Origin of the sequence: Phyllobacterium pellucidum, assembly GCF_013327855.1 — a bacterium.
Taxonomy (GTDB): Bacteria; Pseudomonadota; Alphaproteobacteria; order Rhizobiales; family Rhizobiaceae; genus Phyllobacterium; species Phyllobacterium pellucidum.
On record NZ_JABUMX010000001.1, the window covers coordinates 464,069 to 488,127 of the forward strand.

Sequence of the window (24,059 nt, forward strand, 5' to 3'; positions counted from 1 at the left end):
CGCTTACATGATCAGGACGTTTAAGAGCAAGGCGTTGGCGACCCTGTGGCGAACGGGGAAGTCAACGATAGAACCCCGGATGCACAAGCGCATTCTTGTGCGACTCGATACTCTGGATAAAGCAGTGATGGCAGAGGAACTGAATTTACCAGGCTACAACTTCCACGCATTGCGCGGGTTGAATCCTAAGCGCTACACCATTCATGTGAATCGGCCGTGGTGCATCACCTTTGAATTTAAGGATGGCGATGCGCAAGCAGTCGATTTCGAGCAATATCACTAGGAAAGACCATGCATAAAGCCATCCGCGACGCCAACAGATGTCCGTCCCATCCGGGTGCCGCACTGAATGATATCATTCCTGCGACCGGCAAGAACAAGACGGAGATCGCAAAGCTTCTTGGGATTTCGCGGCAGCACCTCTATGACATTATCGGTGAGCGTAAGCCAGTATCCCCCGAGGTCGCCGCACGACTTGGCAAGGGCTTCGGCAATGGCGCAGAGATTTGGCTGCGCATGCAGGCAAGTTACGATGCCTGGCACGCTGAGCGCGACGTCGACGTCAGCAACATTCCGATCATCCGCGCCGCTTAGCTACTTCAACGGGTACACATTCTCGTCGCCGGGAAAAGTCCGCGAGCGCACATCGTCCGCATAGGATCTGACTGCTGCGTCGATGGCATTTCCGACCTCGCCATAGACCTTCACGAAACGTGGCGGCTTCGGATTATATCCGAGCATGTCCTCGAGGACGAGGATCTGGCCGTCGCACTCCCGTGACCCGCCGATGCCGATGGTGGGAATGCTGCTTTCGCGCGAAATTTCCGCCGCAAGCGGTTCAACGATGCCTTCGAGCACAACCGCGAATGCTCCCGCCGAGGCGACGGCTTGTGCATCCGCCTTGATGAGGGGCCATAGCGCCGTGTCCCGGCCTTGCGTCTTGAAACCGCCAAGCGTGTTGATCGATTGCGGGGTCAGGCCGACATGCGCCATGACCGGGATGCCGCGCTCGGTGAGAAAACGGATCGTATCGGCCATGCGCACGCCGCCCTCGAGCTTGACCGCGCCGCAGCCGGTCTCCGCCATGATCCGCGCGGCATTGCGAAATGCGACTGCCGGACTTTCCTCGTAGGAGCCGAATGGCATGTCGACAACGACGAGCCCGCGCTTCGACCCGCGCACCACTGCGCGGCCATGGGCAATCATCAGATCGAGCGGAACGCCAAGCGTTGAATCCATGGCATAGAGCACCATGCCGAGACTATCGCCGACGAGGAGAATGTCGGCATGATTATCGACGATCCGCGCGGTGTTGGCGTGATAGGCTGTTAGCGCGACAATGGGCTCGCCGCCCTTGCGGCCGAAGATTTCCGGAGCGGTGATCCGGCGCGTTACGATTTCCTGGCTCATAAGGGTCTCCTCCCCTGCTACGTCAGCCGATGACACGCTGGTCGATCAGGCGCACCTTGCCGAAGCGCACGATGAGTAGAATGACCACCGGCTGCCGGAACTTGCCTGAAACGGGATCGAGCGTCTTGGCGTCGCGGATATCGACGGACTCGATCGTACCGCGTTTCTCCGATTCAAGTATGCCGCGCACCGCATTGCGGATAGCGGGAACCGAGCGCTGGCCCTGCGCAACCATTTCCTCCGCTTTGGCCAGCGACCTTGACAGAATGACTGCGGCCTTGCGATCCGCTGCCGTGAGCATGGCATTGCGCGACGAGCAAGCCAATCCATCCGCTTCGCGAACCGTCGGGACACCTATAATATCGATTGGCATGTTCAGATCATCCACCATGCGGCGAATGATCGTCAGCTGCTGGTAGTCCTTCTCGCCGAAGAACGCCTGGTCCGGCTGGACGATATTGAAGAGCTTGGTGACGACGGTGGTCACACCGCGGAAATGGCCGGGGCGGATCTTGCCGATGAGGATGCGCGAAAGCACCAGATTATCGACGATCGTGTGCGCGCCAGGCCGATAGATTTCCGCGACTTCCGGCGTAAAGACATAATCGACGCCTTCGGCCTTCAGCTTGGCAAGGTCACCGTCCATGTCGCGCGGATAAGTCGACAGGTCTTCGTTGGGGCCGAATTGCGTCGGGTTGACGAATATGGAAACGACCGCGACGTCGGTCGCGCTTTTGGCCCGGCGGACCAACTCCATATGACCGATATGCAGATAGCCCATGGTCGGGACGAGGCCGATCGCCTTGCCCTTCTGGCGTTCAGCCTTGAGCGTCGCGCGCAGTTCGGCAACCGTAGCGATGACTTTCATGCGATTTCAATGTCCAGTCCGATATCGAGCGTTGGCGCAGCCATAGTGATTTTTGATGTCGAAATATAGTCCACGCCTGTTTGCGCAACAGCTTTAATTGTATCGAAGCTTATCCCGCCAGACGCTTCGAGGACGGCGCGGCCGCCATTGATTCCAACCGCCTTTTCAAGGAGCTCCGGGCCCATATTATCAAGCAGAATCACATCGGCTCCGGCTGCCAGCGCCTCTTCGAATTGCTCCAGACCATCGACTTCGACCTCGATTTTCACAAGGTGACCAGCATAGGCGCGGGCGGCCTCTATCGCCCTCGTCACCCCGCCGGCAACGGCGACGTGATTGTCCTTGATGAGTATTGCGTCGTCGAGCCCGAACCGGTGATTGGCGCCGCCGCCGCACTTCACGGCATATTTGGCAAAGGCGCGCATGCCGGGGATGGTTTTGCGGGTATCGCAGACGCGAGCGCCGGTATCCTTGATAAGATCGACGAATTTGGCGGTATAGGTCGCGATTCCGCTGAGGTGCATCAGGTAGTTGAGGGCGACGCGCTCGGACGAAAGAATGGCCCGTGCATTGCCCGAGACCCGCGCAATATCCTGGCCGGGCGAGATGGTCTCGCCATCTTTCGCGAACGCCTCGAATTCGACCCTCGGATCTATCAGCGCGAACGCCGTCCGCGCAAAGCCCATGCCGCAAAGGGTGCCAGCCTCGCGGCTTGAGAGCACGGCGGTCGCAGTGGCTTCCTCGGAAAGTGTGGCGTTCGTCGTTATATCACCGGCACGCCCGAGGTCCTCGCGCAAGGCGCCGCGTACGGCCTCCTCGATCAGGAGCTGCGGGAGCGAAGGCGGAAACGCAGAACCAGGGGGCCGGCGCGCCATCACGCGACCTCACGCATGTCTTCGACTGAGCCGTCGGCATCTGCCAAGGTCAGGAAGGTGCGGTGCTGCCACTCCGGACGCACCTCGGGGAAATCCGTGCGGAAGTGGCCGCCACGGCTCTCCTCGCGGCGCAAGGCGCTCACCGCGACCAGTTTGGCCGTTGCAAGCACATTGCGGAATGCCGTGTCGCGATTGCCGGTCTCAAGTTCGAGGATTGTCTTCAGACCTTCCAGCATGTCCGTCCGGTTGCGAATGACGCCGAAGCTCGCACTCATTGTCGTGCGCAAACGCGTCATTGCCGGCGTATCCGCCTCCGCGGTGAGGTCGTCCCGATCGACCGATCCCTTCGACCAGTCGCCGGCGAAAGCCTCGCCTTCATTGCCGATCCTCGCAGCAATTCTTGCTGAAAATACAACAGCTTCGAGCAAGGAGTTGGATGCAAGGCGGTTTGCGCCATGGGCGCCGGTGGACGTGCACTCGCCGCAGGCCCACAGGCCGTCGATCGAGGTGCGGCCATCAGCATCAGTCAGGATGCCACCCATGAAATAATGCGCGGCGGGCACAACCGGGATCGGCTGGACGACCGGGTCGATCCCGGCATCGCGGCAATATTTGTAGACGGTCGGAAACTCTTCGGCGAATGAGGCCCCTACAGCCTCGGTGCAATCGAGCCAGGCACCCCGCCCGCTCTTAACTTCGGCATAGATGCCGCGCGCGACCACGTCGCGCGGCGCAAGCTCGGCATCGGCATCGATCTTCAGCATGAAGCGTTCGCCGGCGTCGTTGATCAATGTCGCACCATGGCCACGTAGGGCCTCCGTCGCGAGCGGCGCCGGGTCCTTGTCGACGTTGATCGCCGTCGGGTGAAACTGGACGAATTCCATGTCCGCCATCATCGCGCCGGCGCGAGCGGCCATGCCTATGCCCTCGCCCCGTGCCTCGGGCGGATTGGTCGTGACCGCATAAAGATGACCGATGCCGCCGGTCGCAATGACCACGTTGGAAGAGGCGAGCCGAACCTGGGATCCGCGACCAGCCTCGCTGCGGGCGACCACGCCTTTTACCGAACCTTGCGCGGTAACGATGTCCTCGACAACGTAACCTTCCATCACCCGGATCGAAGGCGTCGTTTCGACCGTCTTGACCAGCGCCTGCATGATGGCGCGGCCAGCCATGTCGCCGCGCACGCGGACAATGCGGCTTTCCGAATGGGCCGCCTCACGCGATACCTGGAGCCTGCCTTCGAGGTCGCGGTCGAAAGGTACACCATAGCCAAGAAGATCGTGCACCCGCGCCGCCGCCTCGCTTGCCATCAGCCGGGCGATGGTCTCGTCAACGATGCCATCGCCTGCGGCGACAGTATCGGAAACATGCTTCTCAATGGTGTCACCTTCCGAGACAGCGGCTGCGATACCGGCCTGCGCCCACGCGGACGAGGCTCCGCGCCCGATAGGAGCGGCGGCGAGCACCGTCACAGGCCGTGGAGCAAGTTTCAGGGCGCAGAACAGCCCTGCAAGACCACCACCGATGATAATTACCGGTTCCGTTTGATTGGACATCGGGCCAGCCTCCGATCAGTTCCTGAGGTTCACCATGCGCTCGACCGCAAGCCGCGCGCGCTCGGCGACGAGCGGATCCACGTGAATTTCGTCGCGCATATAGACGAGGCTTTCCAATATCTTGGGCAGCGTGATGCGCTTCATGTGGGGGCAAAGATTGCACGGCTTGATGAATTTCACGCCAGGAACCTCGGACTCGATGTTCGATGCCATCGAGCATTCGGTGACAAGCAGCACCTTGGCGGGGCGATTGTCCTTCACATAACCGATCATTCCGCTGGTCGAACCGGTAAAGTCGGCGACGGCAACGACCTCCGGCGGGCATTCCGGATGGGCGATGATCTGGATGTCCGGATCAGCGGCCTTATAGGCCAGCAATTCCTCGGCCGTGAAACGCTCGTGCACTTCGCAGTGACCTTTCCAGGTCAAGATCTTCACCTTGGTTTGCGCGGCGACGTTCTGGGCGAGAAACTCATCGGGAATGCACAAGACCCGGTCGACGCCGAAGCTCTCCACCACCTCAACCGCATTGGCCGAGGTGCAGCAGATATCGCTCTCGGCCTTCACTTCGGCCGAGGTGTTGACGTAGGTGACGATCGGAACGCCAGGATAGGTCTCGCGCAGCAGGCGCACGTCGGCGCCGGTAATCGATTCGGCAAGGGAGCAGCCGGCCTTCATATCCGGGATCAACACAGTCTTTTGCGGATTGAGCAGCTTCGAGGTCTCGGCCATGAAATGCACGCCGCATTGGACGATGATCTCCGCATCGACCTTTGTCGCTTCCTTGGCAAGCTGGAGCGAGTCGCCGACGATATCGGCAACGCAGTGGAATATTTCCGGCGTCTGGTAGTTGTGCGCTAGAATGACGGCATTGCGCTGCTTCTTCAGCCGGTTGATCGCAGCCACATAGGGCGCGTAGACCGGCCATTCGAGCCGCGGAATGTGGTGCGAGACGCGCTGGTAGAGGTGTTCAGTCTCGGCCGCGACCTCGGGCGTATATGACAGATCGGGCATATCGACGACGCCAAAGCGATCCGCCGCGGTCCTCACCGTGGAACGCTCTGCCGAAATGCGGGCGGGGTTGGTCATATTCCATTTCCTCCTGAACACGCCTCCCATTTATACTCAAATTGAGCATATTTATGGGCAAAAGAAAAACGGCAAGGCCGTGGGCAGTTACATAGGAGATTATTTTGCTGGCTTCAAGCGGTGTTCGAAAGAAAAGGCACTCTCTTTCCGTCGAAGCAATCATCAGCGATGGCGGTAGTTATCGTTGTAGTAGCGATACTGCTGATCGCGTTTGAACGGACTGTCCCCGCCGAGGCGCGGCGTGCAGTCGGTAAAAATCCTCGCGTTAAAATCAGTCGGACGATCGCAGAACACCAGCGGGCTGACATCACCCGAACTTGCGCATCCGGCGAGAAAAAGCAGGCTTATCGACAAAAGCGCTAGCGAAGGTTGCATATGCCAAATCTCTCATTTTGCTTGATTTTACCGAGCAAGGACGCCCAACCCATCAAACTCATTTAAGCAACAATCAACTCAATTCAATTGATTGCATGGAAGAAAGCGCTAATGCTCAGCGCTCTCAAAGGAGCGCATACCATGTCCCAAGCCCAAGCATCGACCGCCAAGCAGCCGGGCGTGCCCTGGCTCATCATCATTGCCGGCTGCCTGATCGCCCTCCTTACCTTCGGCCCGCGTTCGGCCATGGGCTTCTTCCAGTTGCCGCTTCTTTCCGAAAAAGGCTGGGACCGCACAACCTTCGGCATGGCGATGGCGTTGCAGAACCTGTTCTGGGGTGCCGGCCAACCGATCTTTGGCGCGATCGCCGACAAATTCGGAACGTGGCGTGTCCTGCTTCTTTCGGCGCTTCTTTATTGCAGCGGTCTTCTCGTCATGGCCTGGGCGACGTCACCCGGCCTGCTTTATCTCGGCGGCGGTGTGCTGGTCGGGCTTGGCGTCGCGGCCGGTTCCTTCGGCATCATCCTTTCGGCCTTTGCCCGCAATGTCACGCCGGCCAACCGTACGCTGGTATTCGGCATCGGGACTGCGGCGGGTTCGGCAGGCATGTTTGTCTTCGCGCCAATCAGCCAAGGGCTGATCGAAAGTTTCGGCTGGTCTGACGCGCTCGTCTATCTCGGCCTTGCCATGCTGATCATCCCGGTCCTTGCCATTCCGCTGCGGGGCAATTCCTCGAGCGGCAGGGTCAGCGAAAGCCATTACAAGCAATCGATCGGCGAAGCATTGCGCGAGGCATTCGGGCACAAGAGTTATATCCTCCTGACGACCGGCTTCTTTGTCTGCGGATTTCAGGTCGCGTTCATCACCGCGCATTTCCCGGCCTATATCGGCGATATCGGCATCGATGCGAAATACGCCGTCCTTGCCCTCGCCCTGATCGGTTTCTTCAACATCATCGGCTCGCTCGCATCCGGCATCATCAGCCAGCGCTATTCGAAGCCGAAGTTCCTTTCCTTCCTCTACCTCGGTCGTTCGGCGCTCGTCACGGCCTTCCTGCTCCTGCCGCAGACCGGCACGTCGGTGATCATCTTCTCGATCCTGATGGGCCTGATGTGGCTTTCGACCGTGGCCCCGACGAATTCGCTCGTTGCCATCATGTTTGGAACAAAGCACCTTGGAATGCTCGGCGGCATCGTGTTCCTGTCACACCAGATCGGCTCGTTCCTCGGCGTATGGCTCGGCGGCTACCTCTACGATCATTTCGGCAGCTATAATCCCGTCTGGTGGCTCGGCGTGGCGCTCGGCATTTTTGCGGCCATCGTGCACTGGCCGATCGAGGAAACGCCCGCAGTTCGCCCTGCGCTGCAGCCGGCGGAGTAACTGTTCTGGTAGTGCGCATTTCGATGCGCACCAAACTTGACGAACTTGCGCAACAATGCGTATATAGATGCGCATTGTTGAAGTTTGCGTGTGGAACGCGAGAGCAAAAAGATCATCAAACGCCTCAAGGACGAAGGGTTTGAACTCGTCTCGGTTCGCGGTTCCCACCACAAATTTCGCAAAGGCGAAATTACCCTCATCATCCCGCATCCCAGAAAGGACCTGCCGCTTGGAACGGCACGTTCCATCGCAAAGGACGCGGGATGGATTTGATGACAAGACAAGGAGCAATATCCATGCGCCACTATTTTGCCCTCGTCCAACACGACGACGATAGTGCCTACGGCATCCAGTTTCCGGATATAGCCGGCGTGTACTCGGCCTCTGACGATGTTGACAATATCGTGCCAAACGCAGTCGACGCGCTGCGACTTTACGCGGAAGACATGGAGCTTCCCGCTCCTTCAGGTCACGCTGAAATCATCGCGAGGGAAAGCATTCGCGAGGAACTTGCGAATGGCGCTTTTCTCATATCTGTGCCGCTCATCGACAACGATACCGGCGTGGTGCGGGCCAATGTCACTTTCGAACGCGGCTTGCTGCGGGCGATCGATGAAACAGCAAGGGCGCGCGGATTGACGCGCGCCGCCTTTTTGGCAAGTGCCGCGCGGCAAGCGATAGAAGCCTGATGCCGCGCTACTTCGCTTGAAAAAACTCTTCCGCTCAGTCGCGCAGAGCGGCTTCGATCTTGTCGAGGGCATCGGCCTTGCCGATCCCGGTCAGGAACGCCAGCGTCGTGATGACCGGCTTGCCGAGGTCCTTCGGCAACTGGGTGGTCGATACGACGAGATCGACATCATCGATCTGTCCGGCCACTTCCGTCGCCTTGCACTGGCGGGTGTTGATGCGGATGCCGCGATCCTTGAGCGCCTCTTCGACCGCGTGTGCGACGACGGTCGAGGTGGCAATGCCGGTTCCGCAGGCAAATAGCACTGTCTTCTGCTTGGCCATCTGTTCTTTTTCCTCCTTGAAATATCCAACCTAGCCGAGAAGTCCCAGCACGTCTTCCGCGGATTTTGCGGCGATGAGCGCAGCGATGATTTCCGGCGACTGGATTGTTCCGGCTATCTCCTGCAGCATTTCGACCTGCTTGTCCTTGTCGTTGAGCGCCATGACGAAAACGACGCTGACCGGAAGCTTCTCGTCGGGGTCCTCCATGTTCGAGAACAGCACCGGCTCGGCAAGCGTTGCAAGCGCAAGGCCGGGCTTGATGACATGGTGCGGATCGGTATGGGGCACCGCAACATTGTTTGCGCCGCCGAGCGGCAGTCCCGTCGGCAGCGCGGCTTCGCGCGCCACGACGGCATCGGCGTAACTCGGCTTCACATATCCGAGCCCTTCGAGGCGCGCCGCGAGAATGCGGATTACCTCTTCGTCGCTCGATGCCTTGACCCCGAGGACGATTGCCCCGGGATCAAGCGTATTCAACAAGGCCTCAGCCATTCATTCACTCCACTTGGTTCAGGCGTTCTGGTCTACAGCGTCGTCGGCACCCGCGGCGCGTTCCCATGCGGCCGTGTTGCGGCGATAGGCCCAGAATGCGGCGGCGATGATGGCCGCAAGCACGACGAGACCAATGACGCCGAGGTTCTGGATCAACGCGATGACGACATAGGGTATCCACAGGAAGCCGTCGACCACGCTGGTAATCTGCACCGCATTGGCAGGCATCTGGAAGCCCGACGATTGGGCAGCGGCCGTGAATAGCGGTGCAAGCGCGTTCGCAACATAGAAGCCAACCGCAAGCGTTATCGTGCCGACGATGACCATGCGGAACACATTGCCCTTGAGGAGCGGCGCCGTCATGGCAACGATGAACGGAATGACCGCAAGGTCGGCGAAGAGAATGACGCGGTTGCCCGGAAGGATTACCGACAGAATGATCGCGATCGGCACCAGGATGAGCGACGACGAGATTGCCGCCGGATGACCAATGAGGATCGCCGAGTCGAGGCCGACGAGAAGTTCGCGGTCGCCGGTGCGCTTGCGCACGAACTCCTGTGCGGCGTCGGAAACCGGCAGCAGACCTTCCATCAGGATCTTGACCATGCGCGGCAAAAGCAGCATCACGGCGGCGAGCGTCATGCCCGTCTGCAGGATCTTCGTCAGCGCCGTACCGAAATCGCCGGCATTGTAATAGGCGATGGCGCCGAGGACGAGACCGATGATGAGGCCGAGGATGACCGGCTCGCCGAACACGCCGAAACGGCGCTCGAAGGTCTCGGTATTGAGTTCGATGCGGTTGATGCCCGGAATACGATCGATGATCCAGTTGATCACGATCGCGATCGGCAGGATCTGCGCCGAGGCGAGATGCGGCACCGAAATGCCCGGAATGCCGTAGAACTGCTGCACTGCCCGCGCCGACCAATCAGCAAAGAGCAGGCAAAGCGCAACCATGAGCGCGGCAACGACGAGGCCATAGGCAAGGCTGTCGGTCGCGGCTACGGCAAGCGATCCGATGAAGGCAAAATGCCAGAAATTCCACACGTCGACGTTGAGCGTACGGGTCAGGCGCGTCACCAGGAGAATGATGTTGATGACGATGGCAATCGGGATCACCCAAAGGCCGACGGAGGAGCCGAAAGCGATCGCCGCGGCTGACGGCCAACCGACATCGACGATATCGCGCTGAATGCCCGTATTGGTAACGATGGCCTTCGCGACATCGCCAATCGACGTCAGCATCAGGCCAAGAACGAGATTGATGCCGATGAAGGCGACGCCGATGGTGACAGCGGCGCGAAACGCCCTGCCCGGCTTCGCGCCGAGCACCAGCGCAATGATAAAGATTACGATCGGCAAGAGGACCGTCGGTCCCATTGCGTCGACAGCGGCCTTGAGGCCCGCCAAAAAACTATCCATGTTTTCCTCCCCGGCAGTCGCGCGGACTGCGTTCACCCAACAGAACTTTTGTATTCTGCCCAATATCAATGTTTATCAATGCAAAATTTCAGCCGTCAACGTGCGACAAACGCTCAAGTCGCGACAGAAGCGAAAAACAAAGGTTTTCAACAAAATTTATGGAAAGTGTGACTTACTTGCCGCGCATTTGCGGCACCCGTCACAATCTGGCTGCCTGTTTCACAGAAGGCTCTATTTGCTGCGCACGAAACTCTCGAGCGGAAAAATCGCGCAAGTTTCAGTGCCGTGCGCTAGCAGCTTGCCGTTCTTGTCCCTGAGGAACGCCTCGGATGTTGCAAGCGTGCGGCCACGATGAATGAGCCTCCCCTCGCACAGAACGAGGCCCATATCGGCGGTCAACGGCCGCACGAGGTTCACCTTGAATTCTGCAGTCGTATAGGCTTCGCCCGGCTTGAGAGTGGTCATGATGCAGCAGGCAAGAGCCGAGTCCATCAGCGTCGCAACCCAGCCGCCATGGATTCCGCCCAGCGGATTGCGATGCTCGGGCCGCGGCAAGCCCTTGAAGACGACGCGGTCCTGTTCAACTTCATGCAAGGTAAAGGACAGCGTCTGGGCCATGGGCGGCGCGGGATAGTCGCCGCGCAACATCGCCTGCAGGATGTCGAGGCCGCCGCGTGTGGCGAGGTCGGCGAGCGGAAGCAGGCCGACACCGCCTGGGAACTCGACCGGAGACACGTCGTCATAGCTCATGGAAGGATCGACCTTTCCTGCACTGGCGCCGTTGCCCCGGCTGCATTTGACAATGAACGCCCGAGCGCGGCGAGAAAACCGTCGCGGGCTTCCGGCGATCGCTGCGCCCGCGGCTCCCAGATATGGCGGTTGAAAAAGTAGCCGGTCAAGCGAAAGGCGCTGATGACTTCGTTCAGCGACGCGGCGCGCACCGTGGGGCTCGACATGAAGGGCGGCATTTCAAGAAGCTTTTCAGCCCATGGTGCGCCGGCATCGCGCGACACCGCCCGTCCCGATTTCGGCGAAACATAGGCAAGGTTCTCATGGCCACCCGTAGCGGCGCAGGACTTCAAGTCGAGGCCGAAGCCAAGTTCTTCGAGCATTGTCAGTTCGAAGCGGAGGAGCAACTCACCGGCGATCAGCGAATTGTCGCAATGCTCGACAATGACATTGAGAATTTCAAAGAGGTTCTGATGCGGATCCCGCTCGGGCAGAAGGCGCAAATGGGCAGCTGCAAGCTGGAGGCCGTAGAGCGCGACCGGCTGTTCGATCAGCCGCGCTGCCGCGAATGCCACCGGCTCGACCTGCATCATGCCGAGGTGCTCGTCCATGCGCGCGCGCCAGATCACGTCGACGCGGTTGCCTGCCTGAAGCATCGGCTGCATGCGCCGGGAACGACCGCCGCGCACCAGGCCGAGGTGCCGGCCATGGTCACACGTCATCAGTTCGAGGATGGCGCTGGTTTCGCCATGCCGCCTCGTCCCGAGAATTATCCCTTCATCACGCCATTCCATGGGAAGATGGTCGCGCTATCAGTGCGGGAATTCAAGGCCCATTTCGCGGTAGCGCTCGGGGTCGTTCCCCCAATTGTTGCGCACCTTGACGAAGAGGAACAGATGAACCTTCTGCTCGAGGATCTCCATCAGCTCCTTGCGCGCCGCCTGGCCGATCGACTTGATCGCCTCGCCCTTGTGACCGAGAACGATCTTCTTCTGGCTGTCGCGCTCGACATAGATCACCTGGCTGATACGGACGGAGCCGTCCGGCTTCTCCTCCCAGCTTTCGGTCTCGATGGTCGAGGAATAGGGAAGCTCGTTGTGAAGGCGCAGGTAGAGCTTTTCGCGGGTGATTTCGGCCGCGAGCATGCGCATCGGCATGTCGGAGATTTGGTCCTCCGGATAATACCACGGCCCCTCAGGGAGATTGTCGGCGAGATACTGCACGAGGTCCTTGCAGCCATAGCCCTTCAGCGCAGAGATCATGAAGGTCTTGTCGAACTTTACCTTGTCATTGGCCGCCTGTGCGAGTTCGAGCAGCTTCGGCGGTTCGATCCTGTCGACCTTGTTGAGAACGAGTATGACCTTGCGCTTCTTTTCGTGGAGGCTGTCGAGGATCGCCTCGGCCTCTTCATTGATGCCAAGTTCGGCGTCGATGAGAACGAGGATCAAATCCGCGTCCTTGGCGCCGCCCCAGGCGGTCGTGACCATGGCGCGGTCGAGCCGCCGCTTCGGCTTGAAGATGCCGGGCGTATCTACGAGCACCATCTGAGTCGGCCCGTGAATGACGATGCCGCGCACAAGCGCCCGTGTCGTCTGCACCTTGTGGGTGACGATCGATACCTTGCTGCCGACCAGCTGGTTGACCAGCGTCGATTTACCGGCATTCGGCGCGCCGATGAGCGCCACAAAGCCTGATCGCGTCGGTACGCCGGTTTCCTGTTGATGTTCGGTCATTTCTCTTCTTCTTCCTGCGTCTTCTGACGTACACCTTCGCGATAGAGCAGTTCCACGGCAGCGTTCTGCTCGGCGATACGTTTCGAGCGGCCGGTGCCCGTGGCGGACGCAAAGCCCTTAACGTCGACCTTGACCGTGAACAGGGGGTCATGATCGGGGCCTGTCCGGTCAACGACGCTGTAAATCGGCTGCGCGCCATCCTGCTGATGCGCCCACTCCTGCAATTCAGTCTTCGGGTCGCGCTGGGCCGAATTAATTTCACGCGACCGCGCGTTCCAATAACGTTCGATGAAAGGTTGCGCTGCTTCAAGACCGCCGTCCAGATAAATTGTGGCAATCAGCGATTCGACCACGTCGGCCCGCAGGCTCTTCAAGCGCTTGTCGGCCAGTCCCTTCACGTCCGAGCCCGTACGAATGAACTCGTGGAGCCCGATCTCGTCGGCGACGGCCGCGCAGGTATCGGCATTGACGAGCGAGTTCAGGCGCAGCGAAAGCTCGCCCTCGCTCGCCGTCGGATAGGCGCGAAACAGAAGCTCGGCGATTACCAGCCCGAGCACGCGATCACCAAGGAATTCGAGACGCTCATAATCGGAACCGGCGGAGGGTCGAGCGCTCGCATGGGTCAGCGCACGCTCAAGCCGGCCGAGATCGCGAAAAGTGTGCCTCGTTTTTTCTTCCAGTCTGCGAACGGCGTCGGCGGACAGGTTCATCGGCTCATCAATTGGTTTTCACGGTGTTTGGCGCGCTGTTTACGCTGTGCAACAGGCGATCGAAGCGGAGTTCCGACGGCCAGCGCCAGATTTCGAGCGGGCTCGCCTTCCCGGCAATCGAGAAGAAGATAATATTGGCGCGGCCGATGAAGTTTTCGAGCGGCACATAGCCAACATCGAAGCGGCTATCGCTCGAATTGTCGCGGTTGTCGCCCATCATGAAGTAGTGACCGGCCGGGACGACGAATTCGCGCGTGTCGTCACCGATGCCATTCGGCGTCAGGTCGAGCGTGTCATAGGTGATGCCATTCGGCAGGGTCTCGCGATAGACGTCGACAGGCCGATTGACCTCGGTGACGTCCGGATTGTCGATCTGGCCGACCTTCTCGCGCGGAACGGCAACATCATTGATATAGAGCACGCCCTGGCGCACCTGAATTCTGTCGCCCGGAAGGCCGATTACGCGCTTGATGAAATCGAGCGAGGTATCGTTCGGCTTGCGGAAGACAGCGATATCGCCGCGCTTCGGCTCGCCGCTCCAGATGCGGCCGGAAAACAGGTCCGGAGCAAACGGAATCGAATATTTGGAATAGCCGTAGGAGAATTTCGAAACGAAGAGATAGTCGCCTTCAAGCAGCGTCGGGCGCATCGAGCCGGACGGAATGTTGAACGGTTGGAACAGCAACGTCCGGATGACAAGTGCGAGCAGCAACGCCTGCACGATGACGCTGATCGTCTCGCCAAGACCACCAGATTTCTTCACAACAGCTTTGTCACTCACGCTCGTGGTATCTCCGTAAACTCAATGTGACCCCTCTTAGCCGCTCGAAGCGCACGGGGCAATGCAGCCAATGGCTTTTGAATAAGGCTATTCTTCGATTTTCAACGCTTCAATAATCACGAATGCTTGTGCAAGCGGAAAGTCGTCGGTGATCGTGAGATGAACGCGCGCGGTGTGGCCTTTTGGAACTATCGCCTCGAGCCGTTTGGCGGCGCCATTGGTCAGATGCATCGTCGGCGCGCCGCTCGGCAGGTTGACGACGCCCATGTCTCGCCAGAAAACGCCTTGCGCCAGGCCTGTGCCGAGAGCCTTGGCGCAGGCTTCCTTCGCCGCAAACCGCTTCGCATAGGATGCGGCGCGCTGTTTACGCCGTTCAGATTTTGCCCGCTCGATCGGCGTGAAAACCCGGGATATAAAACGCTCCCCATGGCGCTCCAGCGTTTTTTCAACGCGGGTAATATCGATGAGATCGCTGCCGATGCCGATGATCATGTTGGCTCAGCAACCCGGTGATGGTGCCGATGGAGGTGCCTGCGGCGATGCTGAAAGCCGGCGACGGCCCAGCGCACGGGAAAATAGACGATCACGGCCGCAAGGAGCCCGAGCGGTACAGCGCCGATCAGCATCGGCTCGATCACCGGACCCCACAGTACCGAAATATCGAGATGCCTCAGCATATGGCCGAGATGTGGTGGCATGGGCTCGCCTTGCAGCGAACCAGTCATGACGAACCTGCCCACCTCCAGCGTCGCCGCCCAGATGAAGGGCAGGACCAGCGGATTTCCGAGCGTCGTTCCGATGACGGCTGCAGCAACATTGCCGCCGATCAGCCAGGCAATGGCAAGCGCCACCGCAATGTGCACGCCGAGAATGGGGATGAAAGCGGCGAAGATGCCGCAAGCAAAGCCGGACGCGATCGCGTGCGGGGTCGCCCGAAGCCGAAGCACCCGCTTGCCGAAATAGCGCAGCGACCGCCCGACCGAACGACGCGGCCATAGCGCCAGGCGCAGCCGCTCGCGAAAATCAGGTTTGTTGCGCCTCTTGAAAAGCATTCTCGTTCATATCCTCGATATGCCGCGCCGCCGGCAATAAGCCGCGTCGTCGCCTCTGCCAAATAAGGGATCAGATGTTGCGACTACCCGGTTTAACGGGCGGAATTGCGGCAAGTTCCGGCGGAAGTTTATCCGCGGGATAGGCAGGCACTTCATACTCGGCCAAAGCAACCAGCGGCACGCCGACATCGCTCTTGCCGGCGGAACGGTCGATGATGCAGGCCGCCGCCAACACGTCTGCACCGAGCTCCTTCAGGCACGACACCGTCTCGCGGATCGAAAGCCCTGTCGTTACGATGTCCTCCACGATAACCACCCGCGCGCCTTTGGCGATGTCGAACCGGCGCAGCTTGAATATGCCGTTTTCGCGCTCGACCCAGATCGCCGGAACACCGAGATGGCGGGAGGTTTCGTAGGCCGGGATGATACCACCAATGGCCGGCCCGACCACATAGTCAATTTGGCCAAGCCCTGCCGCCTTGATCTTCTCGGCGAGGGCACTACAGACGCGCTCGGTCTTGTCCGCATGCATGAAAACCCGCGCCTTCTGCAGGAAGATCGGACTGCGCAGGCCCGACGTCAAAATGAAATGACCTTCGAGTATCGCGCCCGCATCACGGAATACATCCAGAACTTCGCTCGTGTTCATCTTTCCCTCAATCAATTCCTGCTAGCCATTGACGCGCTGCGCATCGCTGACACATTTGCTCTCTTTAAGTTTCGACAATATCCGGTTCAAATGCTTGAGGTTCCACACTTCAAGATCGACGATCATCTGGGTAAAGTCGGGCGCGGTGCGAACCATCGAGAGATTGTGAATATTGGTCTCGTTCTCGGCGATAATCTGCGCGATCTCGGCGAGCGAGCCGGGTGCATTGATGGCCGATATGCTGATACGGGCCGGAAACCGATCGCGGCTGTTATCGTCGATGTCCCAACGGACGTCGATCCAGCGCTCCGGCTGATCGTCATAGGCCATCAGCGCCGAAGACTGGATCGGGTAGATGGTCATGCCCGCGCCAGGTTGCAGGATGCCGACGATGCGGTCGCCCGGCACTGCGCCCTCCGGCGAGAAGTGCACCGGCATGTCCGGGCTTGCGCCGCGGATCGGCAATGCATTGGGACCGCCGGGCGTCATGCCCTCGGCTTCCGCGCCCTCCGGCATTTTGAAGATCATGCCGGACGTATTGCGGAAATTGACCCAGCCCTCCTCGCGTTCGGCAGCGGGTTTCGGCTTGGAGTCCTGATATTCGGGATAGACCGCCTTCATCACATCCGACGACGGCAGTTCGCCGCGCCCGACGGCGGCAAGCACATCGTCGAGTTCCTTGCGTGCGAGGCGTTGCAGCCCCTTCTTCAGTTCGTCGCGCGAATAGACCTTCCCTGCCCGCTCGAAGGCGCGCTCGAGGATCTGCGTGCCGAGGCCAGAATATTGTTTGCGGACGGCGATGCGCGTGGCGCGGCGGATGGCCGCCCGCGCCTTGCCGGTAACGACGATCGATTCCCAGGCGGCCGGCGGCGTCTGCGCCTTGGAGCGTATGATCTCCACTTCGTCGCCATTGTGGAGTTCGGTCATGAGCGGCATGATGCGACCGTTCACCTTTGCCCCGACGCAACTGTCACCGATATTGGTGTGGACCGCATAGGCAAAGTCGATGGGGGTCGCGCCGCGCGGCAAGGCAATCAGCCGGCCCTTCGGCGTGAAGCAGAAGACCTGATCCTGGAAAAGCTCGAGCTTGGTGTGTTCGAGAAATTCTTCAGGATTGTCACCCTCGGCAAGCGCCTCGATGGTCTGGCGCAGCCAGGCATAGGCGTTTGTCTCGGTCGAAATCACATGCGGGTTCTGGGCGCTGCCGCGATCCTTGTAGATCGAGTGCGCCGCAACGCCATATTCGGCGATGTCGTTCATCTCGCGGGTGCGTATCTGCAATTCGACACGCTGGCGCGAGGGCCCGACGATGGTGGTATGGATCGAGCGGTAGTCGTTCTGCTTCGGGGTCGAGATGTAATCCTTGAAGCGGCCAGGCACCATCGACCAGGTGGTGTGGATTATGCCAAGCGCGTTGTAGCAATCGGCGACGGTATCGACGACGACGCGAAAGCCGAAGATATCCGACAGTTGCTCGAAAGACAGGCCCTTGCTTTCCATCTTGCGAAACACAGACCACGCCTTCTTCTGGCGGCTTTTGACGCTGGCCTTGATGCCATGCTTGGCAAAGAGGTTGGAGAGGTCGGTCTCGATCTGCTTCAACGTCGCGCGGTTCTTCTCCATAAGTTCCGCGAGCCGGTTGGTGACGGCGTTGAAGGCCTCGGGATTGATGTAGCGGAAGGCGAGCTGCTCCAGCTCCTCGCGCATATCCTGCATGCCCATGCGACCGGCGAGCGGCGCATAGATATCCATCGTCTCCTCGGAAATGCGCAGCCGCTTGTCTTCCGGCACGTGATGCAGCGTGCGCATATTGTGCAGGCGATCAGCGAGCTTGACGAGGAGGACGCGCACGTCGTCGGAGATCGCAAGGAGAAGCTTGCGCAGGTTCTCCGCCTGCACCGCCTTTTTCGAGACAAGATCGAGTTTCTTGAGCTTGGTCAGTCCTTCGACGAGCTTGCCTATATCCGGACCGAACAGCGTGTCGATCTCCTGGCGGGTCGCGGACGTATCTTCGATCGTGTCGTGCAGCAGGGCGATGGCGATCGTCGCCTCGTCGAGATGCATGTCGGTGAGAATCGCCGCGACTTCCAGGGGATGCGAGAAATAGGGATCGCCCGACGCGCGCTTCTGGTGGCCGTGCTTCTGCATGGCGTAGACATAAGCTTTGTTCAGAAGCGCTTCATTGACGTCAGGCTTGTAACGCTGGACACGCTCGACAAGCTCATACTGACGCATCATGGACGAAGACCTCACACACAGAATTGGCCGAACACGAAATTGTTATGGCGACTATATGGTATTGCACCACGGGAGCCGCAAAAATAATGCGCCGCAGAAAGCTGCGACGCATCAAAAGCCTTGCCGGCCGCTACCGCGCCGGGGCGCGACATTTGACTTAGTAGTCGTCGCTCTTTTCCGGGGCCACGAGACCCTCGATTCCGGCCAGCAGTTCCTCTTCCGACATGGAGTCGAAGGATACATTGTCTTCGGCTTCGCTGTCGGCATCGACATCGGCTGCCACATTGTCGCCGGCAGTCACCTGCGGTACCGCAACCGCTTCGGGCTCGTCCACTTCGACATGCTTTTGCAGGGAATGGATCAGATCTTCCTTCAGATCGCCCGGCGAAAGGGTCTCATCGGCGATTTCACGCAGGGCTACCACGGGATTCTTATCGTTGTCGCGATCGATCGTGATCGCTGCGCCCTGGGAAATCAGGCGCGCGCGGTGACTGGCGAGGAGAACGAGTTCGAACCGGTTCTCAACCTTGTCAACGCAATCTTCAACAGTGACACGGGCCATAAACTGCCCCTTTCATTTTTCTCTGAATTAGCGGATTGCTCCGCACATAACGCGGATGAACGCAAAAAACAAGCAAAAGCCACCGATGCATATTGACGCTTTCGCGCAATTTACAGCTTCGCGCCGTGGGCCAATCACCGCATATCGGCGGAAACCTCGACAAAATATCAACGAACCTATTGGCTTTTGCCTCGACCCGACGTACTAAATATCCTACTTTCGTATTAAGTTCAGATCGGGCTCTATTATAAGCAAGCTGATTTGAAGTTAAGCTTAGATTTTTGAAATGGAACGTTATTATGTTTGATCCACGAGAAAAGATCGTCTTGTTCATTGACGGTGCAAATCTCTACGCGGCTTCCAAGGTACTCGGCTTCGATATAGATTATCGCAAGCTGCTCGCTGCTTTCCACAAGCGCGGCTACCTGCTTCGTGCGTATTACTACACTGCACTGGTTGAGGATCAGGAATATTCTTCGATCCGTCCGCTGATCGATTGGCTCGACTACAACGGATATAAGGTTGTAACCAAGCCGGCGAAGGAATTCACCGACTCTGCGGGCCGCCGCAAGATCAAGGGCAATATGGACATCGAACTTGCCGTCGATGCCATGCAGCTGACGGACACGGTAGACCATTTCGTCATCTTCTCCGGCGATGGCGACTTCCGCTCGCTCGTCGAAGCGCTGCAGCGCAAGGGCCGCAAGGTCAGCGTCGTATCGACGCTCTCGACGCAGCCGCCGATGATCTCCGACGAACTGCGCCGCCAGGCCGATCACTTCATCGACCTCGTGTCGCTGCGTGCAGAAATCGGCCGCGAGCCTTCCGAACGGACACCACGCCGCGTCGAAGAAGAACAGGTCGATTATTGATCGCAGAATTGACGGGTCCGGAGCCTTCTCCGGACTGCCCTATTTGCACGCGTCTGCATGATTTCATCGCCGCTTGGCGGGACAAGGAACCGGGGTGGCACAACGCGCCCGTTCCGACGTTCCTGCCGGCCGGTGGTGCTCAATCCGTTCGTCTGCTTATCATCGGCCTGGCGCCTGGCCTGCGCGGCGCCAATCGTACCGGCCGGCCGTTCACGGGCGACTATGCCGGTGATCTTCTTTATGGAACGCTGAGCGAGTTCGGTTTTTCCCGCGGCACCTTTGCGGCGCGGCCGGACGATGGATTGCAGCTGATCGATACCGCCATCACCAATGCGGTGCGATGCGTTCCGCCGGAGAACAAGCCCGTCGGCGGCGAGATCAGCAATTGCCGCCGCTTCCTGACACCGACCATCGAACAATTTGCCGGTCTGCGCGCCATAGTGACGCTCGGCACCATTGCGCACCAATCGACAATTCGTGCGCTGAAGCAGCCGGTATCTGCCTATCCATTCAGCCATGGCGGCAGAGCCGAGATTGGCAATGTCCGGATTTTCTCGAGCTATCATTGCTCGCGCTACAACACCAACACCGGCCGCCTGACCGAAGCCATGTTCAAGAGCGTGTTCGCCGAGGTGCGAAAACACCTCGACGCCATCGCTGCCTAGCCTGATTGGGGAATCACCCCTTCGGCAGGTAGGGGATGCTCCCGGCAAGATCCGTATCGTCGATGATGCGGAAGCGGCTCTCGCTGCCTGACTGCCGCGCACTCGCATAGGGCGCATATTCCGGATCGCTGGCGAAGGCTTCGGCCGCCTCGGTCGAAGGAAACTCGATGATAGCAATCAACGTCGTGTCGAGCGGCTTTCCCTCCAGCAAGGTAATATTGCCGCTGCGCGACAGATACTTGCCGCCGTGCTTGTGCGCTATGTCATGCACCGCCGCCGCGTATTTCGGTATCCATTTATCGTCCGTCACCTTCACGTCAGCAATCAGGTAAGCCGTCATCCTCCGTCTCCCTAGAGTCGGCTGTTAAGGTGCCCGTGGCAAGCTTAGCACAGTCGACTAGATCGCTGTAAATCCATTGTCGACGAAGAGATGCGTACCGGTGATGAAGGAGGATTCGTCGCTGGCAAGAAACAGCGCCGCGCGCGCCACCTCCTCCGGCTCGCCGATCCGGCCCTGCGCCGCCTGCATGGCCGCGTCCGATACATCGACGCCGCGCTTTTGCAATTCATCCACCTCGCGCAAGCCGTGCGGGGTGCGGATGAAACCGGGGCAAACCGCATTGCAGCGGATGTTGCGGTCGCGAAACTCGACGGCGATCGCGCGAGCGAACATGTGGCACGCGCCCTTGGTGGTGTCGTAGAGCACTTCCATCGGGGTTGCGGCAACCGCCGAAATCGACGAGGTGCAGACGATCGAGCCGCCGCCGGCCTCGATCATGTGAGGGATTACTGCCCTCGTCATCAGATACATCGAGCGCACGTTGACCGCATGCAGCCAATCCCATTCCTCGAGCGTCGTTTCGAGGAACGGCTTGATGACGATTGTGCCGGCGTGATTGAACAATACGGTAACCGGGCCGAAGTGCTCGAACGTGGCTTCAACGGCCCTGTTTACCTGAGCCTCATCCGAGACATCGGCAACGAAGTAGGCGGCCTCGCCGCCCGCCGCACTGATCTCGGCAACGGTTGCAGCAGCTGCCGCCTCGTTGCGGTCGACGATGGCCACTTTTGCGCCCTCGGCGGCGAAGAGCTTCGACGCCGCTCCCCCCATTCCCGTGGCGCCGCCGGATATGATCGCCACCTTGTCCTGAAGCCTGCACGTCATGCCTGTCTCCCCCATGAAATGATCCGACATGACGTTACGCGCGCCCCCTCTCCCGAACAAGAGCAGGTCGTTTCGGGCATGCCGGGGCTTTGTCGATTTGGGCTATTTTCCTGTCGCGCGACCGCACTACATAGGTTAAAGAGTGGCCGAAAGCCGCCCCCTCGCCAAGGATGCTCCAGAACCCATGACAAATCCCGATACCCGCCCGATTACACCGGAACTCGTTGCCTCGCACGGGCTGAAGCCGGATGAATACCAGCGTATTCTCGATCTGATCGGACGCGAGCCGACATTTACGGAGCTCGGCATCTTTTCCGCCATGTGGAACGAGCACTGCTCGTACAAGTCTTCCAAGAAGTGGCTGCGCACCCTGCCGACCACCGGACCGCAGGTCATCCAGGGCCCTGGCGAAAACGCCGGCGTGGTCGATATCGGCGACGGCGAATGCGTGGTCTTCAAGATGGAGAGCCACAATCACCCCTCCTATATCGAGCCCTACCAGGGCGCTGCGACCGGCGTCGGCGGCATATTGCGCGACGTGTTCACCATGGGCGCCCGGCCGATTGCGGCGATGAATGCGCTGCGCTTCGGCGACCCGGCCCATCCGAAGACCCGCCACCTCGTTTCCGGCGTCGTCGAGGGTGTCGGCGGCTACGGCAATTCGTTCGGCGTTCCGACGGTCGGGGGCGAGGTCAATTTCGACGCTCGCTATAATGGCAATATCCTCGTCAACGCCTTTGCGGCCGGCCTCGCCAGGACCGATGCGATTTTCTATTCGAAGGCAGAGGGCGTCGGCCTGCCCGTCGTCTATCTCGGCGCCAAGACGGGCCGCGACGGCGTCGGCGGCGCGACCATGGCCTCGGCGGAATTCGATGAATCGATCGACGAAAAGCGCCCGACCGTTCAGGTGGGCGATCCGTTTACGGAAAAGTGCCTTCTCGAAGCATCGCTTGAACTGATGGCCTCCGGCGCCGTCATCGCAATCCAGGATATGGGCGCGGCCGGTCTGACCTGCTCGGCTGTTGAAATGGGCGCCAAGGGCGATCTCGGCATCGAGCTCAATCTCGACAGCGTTCCCGTGCGCGAAGAGCGCATGACCGCCTATGAGATGATGCTCTCCGAAAGCCAGGAGCGCATGCTCATGGTGCTGCGCCCGGAAAAGGAAGAGGAAGCCGAAGCGATCTTCCGCAAATGGGGCCTCGACTTTGCCATTGTCGGTTACACAACGGACGATCTGCGGTTCCGTGTGCTGCATGGCGGACATGAAGTCGCCAACCTTCCGATCAAGGACCTTGGCGACCAGGCGCCGGAATATGACCGCCCGTGGATGGAACCCGGCAAGCATGCACCGCTGCCAGCCGCCAATGTGCCGGAAGTCGCAGACTATGGCGCAGCGCTGCTGCAGTTGGTCGGCTCCCCCGATCTTTCGTCGCGGCGCTGGGTCTACGAGCAATATGATACGCTGATTCAGGGTAATTCCCTGCAGGTTCCCGGCGGCGATGCCGGCGTTGTCCGTGTCGATGGCAATAGAAGCAAGGCGCTCGCTTTTTCTTCCGACGTGACGCCCCGCTATGTGGAGGCCGATCCTTACGAGGGCGGCAAGCAGGCAGTGGCCGAATGCTGGCGCAATCTCACCGCTGTCGGTGCCGAACCCCTGGCCGCCACCGACAACCTCAATTTCGGCAATCCGGAGCGGCCGGAGATCATGGGCCAGCTGGTCAAGGCGATCGGCGGTATCGGCGAGGCCTGCCGGGCCCTCTCCTTCCCGATCGTTTCAGGCAATGTCTCGCTCTATAATGAAACCAACGGCCAGGGCATCCTGCCGACGCCGACCATAGCCGGCGTAGGGCTCATTCCAGATTGGACCAAGACCACCAAGGTCGGCGGCATGAAGGATGGCGACGTGCTGATCCTGCTCGGCGTCGACGGCACGCATCTCGGACAATCGATCTACCTGCGCGATCTGCATGGCCGCGCCGACGGTCCGGCGCCAGCAGTCGATCTCGGCGTCGAAAAGCGCAACGGCAATTTCGTCCGCTCGGCGATCCGCAACGGCCAGTTAACCGCTTGCCACGATCTGTCGGACGGCGGGCTTGCCATCGCATTGGCTGAAATGTGCATGGCCTCCGGCAAGGGTGCGACGGTCGAGATCGGCGAAGGCGCGCCGCATGCCTTGCTGTTCGGCGAAGATCAGTCCCGTTACGTCGTTGCAGTGGCCCCGGATGCGGCAAACATGATCACGCTCAACGCCGAGGGTTCCGGTCTCCCGTTCCGCAAGCTTGGGACAGTTGGCGGCAACGCATTGACGATCGGCGGTCTGCTCTCCATATCTGTGTCAGACCTGACACAAGCACACGAATCGTGGTTCCCTGACTATATGAGCGGTCACGTGGACGATAAGAATCAGGCCGCTTGAGGAGAG

General features: G+C 59.8%; 29 protein-coding genes. 8 read left to right on the forward strand and 21 right to left on the reverse strand.

The features are described 5' to 3' along the window. Nucleotides 1–7: 7 nt before the first annotated feature. Together HQ945_RS02270 and HQ945_RS02275 are read left to right on the forward strand one after the other, a co-directional pair. Nucleotides 8–283 (forward strand): type II toxin-antitoxin system RelE/ParE family toxin, encoded by a 276-nt coding sequence (locus HQ945_RS02270; protein WP_113281961.1) that lies wholly within the window; start codon nt 8–10, stop codon nt 281–283. An 8-nt stretch (nt 284–291) separates the two neighbouring features. Continuing rightward, a complete protein-coding gene (locus tag HQ945_RS02275; RefSeq protein WP_113281962.1) occupies nt 292–594 on the forward strand; it encodes a HigA family addiction module antitoxin in 303 nt (100 codons plus the stop codon). Here HQ945_RS02275 and panB read toward each other — a convergent pair whose 3' ends face one another. From panB to HQ945_RS02305, 6 genes are all read right to left on the reverse strand, one after another. Next, nucleotides 595–1,410 carry a 3-methyl-2-oxobutanoate hydroxymethyltransferase gene (gene panB / locus HQ945_RS02280; protein WP_113281963.1) on the reverse strand — a complete coding sequence of 272 codons (816 nt, stop codon included), beginning with the start codon at nt 1,408–1,410 and terminating at the stop codon, nt 595–597. 22 nt (nt 1,411–1,432) lie between these two features. Next, nucleotides 1,433–2,278, reverse strand: coding sequence for a pantoate--beta-alanine ligase (gene panC, locus HQ945_RS02285; protein WP_113281964.1), 846 nt, complete (start codon nt 2,276–2,278; stop codon nt 1,433–1,435). Beyond that, nucleotides 2,275–3,153: a carboxylating nicotinate-nucleotide diphosphorylase gene (gene nadC, locus HQ945_RS02290; protein ID WP_113281965.1), complete on the reverse strand. Its 879-nt coding sequence runs from the start codon at nt 3,151–3,153 to the stop codon at nt 2,275–2,277. The genes panC and nadC overlap by 4 nt, the downstream gene beginning before the upstream one ends. Further along, nucleotides 3,153–4,712 carry an L-aspartate oxidase gene (locus tag HQ945_RS02295; protein ID WP_113281966.1) on the reverse strand — a complete coding sequence of 520 codons (1,560 nt, stop codon included), beginning with the start codon at nt 4,710–4,712 and terminating at the stop codon, nt 3,153–3,155. The genes nadC and HQ945_RS02295 overlap by 1 nt, the downstream gene beginning before the upstream one ends. Before the next feature lie 15 nt (nt 4,713–4,727). Next, nucleotides 4,728–5,801 carry a quinolinate synthase NadA gene (gene nadA / locus HQ945_RS02300; protein WP_027229845.1) on the reverse strand — a complete coding sequence of 358 codons (1,074 nt, stop codon included), beginning with the start codon at nt 5,799–5,801 and terminating at the stop codon, nt 4,728–4,730. Nucleotides 5,802–5,963: 162 nt separating this feature from the next. Continuing rightward, nucleotides 5,964–6,176 (reverse strand): hypothetical protein, encoded by a 213-nt coding sequence (locus HQ945_RS02305; RefSeq protein ID WP_091948875.1) that lies wholly within the window; start codon nt 6,174–6,176, stop codon nt 5,964–5,966. Nucleotides 6,177–6,317: 141 nt separating this feature from the next. Between HQ945_RS02305 and HQ945_RS02310 the strand changes: the two genes are divergently transcribed. The 3 genes from HQ945_RS02310 to HQ945_RS02320 all read left to right on the forward strand — a co-directional run bounded on the left by HQ945_RS02310 (nt 6,318) and on the right by HQ945_RS02320 (nt 8,245). Then, nucleotides 6,318–7,556, forward strand: a complete 1,239-nt coding sequence (locus HQ945_RS02310; protein WP_091921344.1) for an MFS transporter — start codon at nt 6,318–6,320, stop codon at nt 7,554–7,556. Between the two features lie 90 nt (nt 7,557–7,646). Beyond that, nucleotides 7,647–7,829 carry a type II toxin-antitoxin system HicA family toxin gene (locus HQ945_RS02315; RefSeq protein WP_113281967.1) on the forward strand — a complete coding sequence of 61 codons (183 nt, stop codon included), beginning with the start codon at nt 7,647–7,649 and terminating at the stop codon, nt 7,827–7,829. A 23-nt stretch (nt 7,830–7,852) separates the two neighbouring features. Further along, entirely contained in the window at nt 7,853–8,245 is a 393-nt protein-coding gene (locus tag HQ945_RS02320) for a type II toxin-antitoxin system HicB family antitoxin (RefSeq protein ID WP_113281968.1), read from the forward strand. Nucleotides 8,246–8,279: 34 nt separating this feature from the next. Here HQ945_RS02320 and HQ945_RS02325 read toward each other — a convergent pair whose 3' ends face one another. From HQ945_RS02325 to rpoZ, 13 genes are all read right to left on the reverse strand, one after another. Beyond that, nucleotides 8,280–8,567: a PTS sugar transporter subunit IIB gene (locus tag HQ945_RS02325; protein WP_027229850.1), complete on the reverse strand. Its 288-nt coding sequence runs from the start codon at nt 8,565–8,567 to the stop codon at nt 8,280–8,282. 30 nt (nt 8,568–8,597) lie between these two features. Next, nucleotides 8,598–9,059, reverse strand: coding sequence for a PTS sugar transporter subunit IIA (locus tag HQ945_RS02330; protein ID WP_027229851.1), 462 nt, complete (start codon nt 9,057–9,059; stop codon nt 8,598–8,600). A gap of 18 nt (nt 9,060–9,077) precedes the next feature. Next, nucleotides 9,078–10,481 carry a PTS galactitol transporter subunit IIC gene (locus HQ945_RS02335; RefSeq protein ID WP_027229852.1) on the reverse strand — a complete coding sequence of 468 codons (1,404 nt, stop codon included), beginning with the start codon at nt 10,479–10,481 and terminating at the stop codon, nt 9,078–9,080. 231 nt (nt 10,482–10,712) lie between these two features. Beyond that, entirely contained in the window at nt 10,713–11,231 is a 519-nt protein-coding gene (locus tag HQ945_RS02340; protein WP_091919117.1) for a PaaI family thioesterase, read from the reverse strand. Continuing rightward, a complete protein-coding gene (recO, locus tag HQ945_RS02345) occupies nt 11,228–12,004 on the reverse strand; it encodes a DNA repair protein RecO (protein ID WP_027229854.1) in 777 nt (258 codons plus the stop codon). Before recO ends, HQ945_RS02340 begins: the two co-directional genes overlap by 4 nt. 18 nt (nt 12,005–12,022) lie before the next feature. Continuing rightward, a complete protein-coding gene (gene era / locus HQ945_RS02350; protein ID WP_113281969.1) occupies nt 12,023–12,943 on the reverse strand; it encodes a GTPase Era in 921 nt (306 codons plus the stop codon). Further along, nucleotides 12,940–13,653, reverse strand: a complete 714-nt coding sequence (gene rnc / locus HQ945_RS02355; protein ID WP_027229856.1) for a ribonuclease III — start codon at nt 13,651–13,653, stop codon at nt 12,940–12,942. The genes era and rnc overlap by 4 nt, the downstream gene beginning before the upstream one ends. A gap of 7 nt (nt 13,654–13,660) precedes the next feature. Beyond that, nucleotides 13,661–14,434 carry a signal peptidase I gene (lepB, locus tag HQ945_RS02360; RefSeq protein ID WP_027229857.1) on the reverse strand — a complete coding sequence of 258 codons (774 nt, stop codon included), beginning with the start codon at nt 14,432–14,434 and terminating at the stop codon, nt 13,661–13,663. An 87-nt stretch (nt 14,435–14,521) separates the two neighbouring features. Next, nucleotides 14,522–14,926, reverse strand: a complete 405-nt coding sequence (gene acpS / locus HQ945_RS02365; protein WP_091948858.1) for a holo-ACP synthase — start codon at nt 14,924–14,926, stop codon at nt 14,522–14,524. Further along, nucleotides 14,923–15,486 carry a DUF2062 domain-containing protein gene (locus HQ945_RS02370; RefSeq protein ID WP_113281970.1) on the reverse strand — a complete coding sequence of 188 codons (564 nt, stop codon included), beginning with the start codon at nt 15,484–15,486 and terminating at the stop codon, nt 14,923–14,925. Before HQ945_RS02370 ends, acpS begins: the two co-directional genes overlap by 4 nt. A gap of 70 nt (nt 15,487–15,556) precedes the next feature. Further along, the gene (pyrE, locus tag HQ945_RS02375) at nt 15,557–16,135 is read right to left on the reverse strand and encodes an orotate phosphoribosyltransferase (protein ID WP_113281971.1); all 579 of its coding nucleotides are present in this window, start codon (nt 16,133–16,135) and stop codon (nt 15,557–15,559) included. 21 nt (nt 16,136–16,156) lie between these two features. Next, a complete protein-coding gene (locus HQ945_RS02380) occupies nt 16,157–18,373 on the reverse strand; it encodes a RelA/SpoT family protein (RefSeq protein ID WP_091948855.1) in 2,217 nt (738 codons plus the stop codon). A 157-nt stretch (nt 18,374–18,530) separates the two neighbouring features. Beyond that, the gene (rpoZ, locus tag HQ945_RS02385) at nt 18,531–18,935 is read right to left on the reverse strand and encodes a DNA-directed RNA polymerase subunit omega (protein ID WP_027229862.1); all 405 of its coding nucleotides are present in this window, start codon (nt 18,933–18,935) and stop codon (nt 18,531–18,533) included. 299 nt (nt 18,936–19,234) lie between these two features. Here rpoZ and HQ945_RS02390 point away from each other — a divergent pair, with 299 nt between their 5' ends. Then, on the forward strand, nt 19,235–19,807 hold the full coding sequence (locus tag HQ945_RS02390; protein ID WP_027229863.1) for a LabA-like NYN domain-containing protein: 573 nt from the start codon (nt 19,235–19,237) through the stop codon (nt 19,805–19,807). After that, nucleotides 19,807–20,472 (forward strand): uracil-DNA glycosylase family protein, encoded by a 666-nt coding sequence (locus HQ945_RS02395; protein ID WP_113282073.1) that lies wholly within the window; start codon nt 19,807–19,809, stop codon nt 20,470–20,472. Before HQ945_RS02390 ends, HQ945_RS02395 begins: the two co-directional genes overlap by 1 nt. 13 nt (nt 20,473–20,485) lie before the next feature. Here the strand turns inward: HQ945_RS02395 and HQ945_RS02400 are convergent, their stop codons facing one another. Then, nucleotides 20,486–20,812 (reverse strand): DUF1330 domain-containing protein, encoded by a 327-nt coding sequence (locus HQ945_RS02400; RefSeq protein WP_027229865.1) that lies wholly within the window; start codon nt 20,810–20,812, stop codon nt 20,486–20,488. 57 nt (nt 20,813–20,869) lie between these two features. Then, nucleotides 20,870–21,637, reverse strand: coding sequence for an SDR family NAD(P)-dependent oxidoreductase (locus tag HQ945_RS02405; protein ID WP_027229866.1), 768 nt, complete (start codon nt 21,635–21,637; stop codon nt 20,870–20,872). A gap of 184 nt (nt 21,638–21,821) precedes the next feature. On the opposite strand from HQ945_RS02405, the gene purL reads away from it, so the two are divergent. Further along, nucleotides 21,822–24,053 carry a phosphoribosylformylglycinamidine synthase subunit PurL gene (gene purL, locus HQ945_RS02410; RefSeq protein WP_113281972.1) on the forward strand — a complete coding sequence of 744 codons (2,232 nt, stop codon included), beginning with the start codon at nt 21,822–21,824 and terminating at the stop codon, nt 24,051–24,053. Nucleotides 24,054–24,059: the final 6 nt, after the last annotated feature.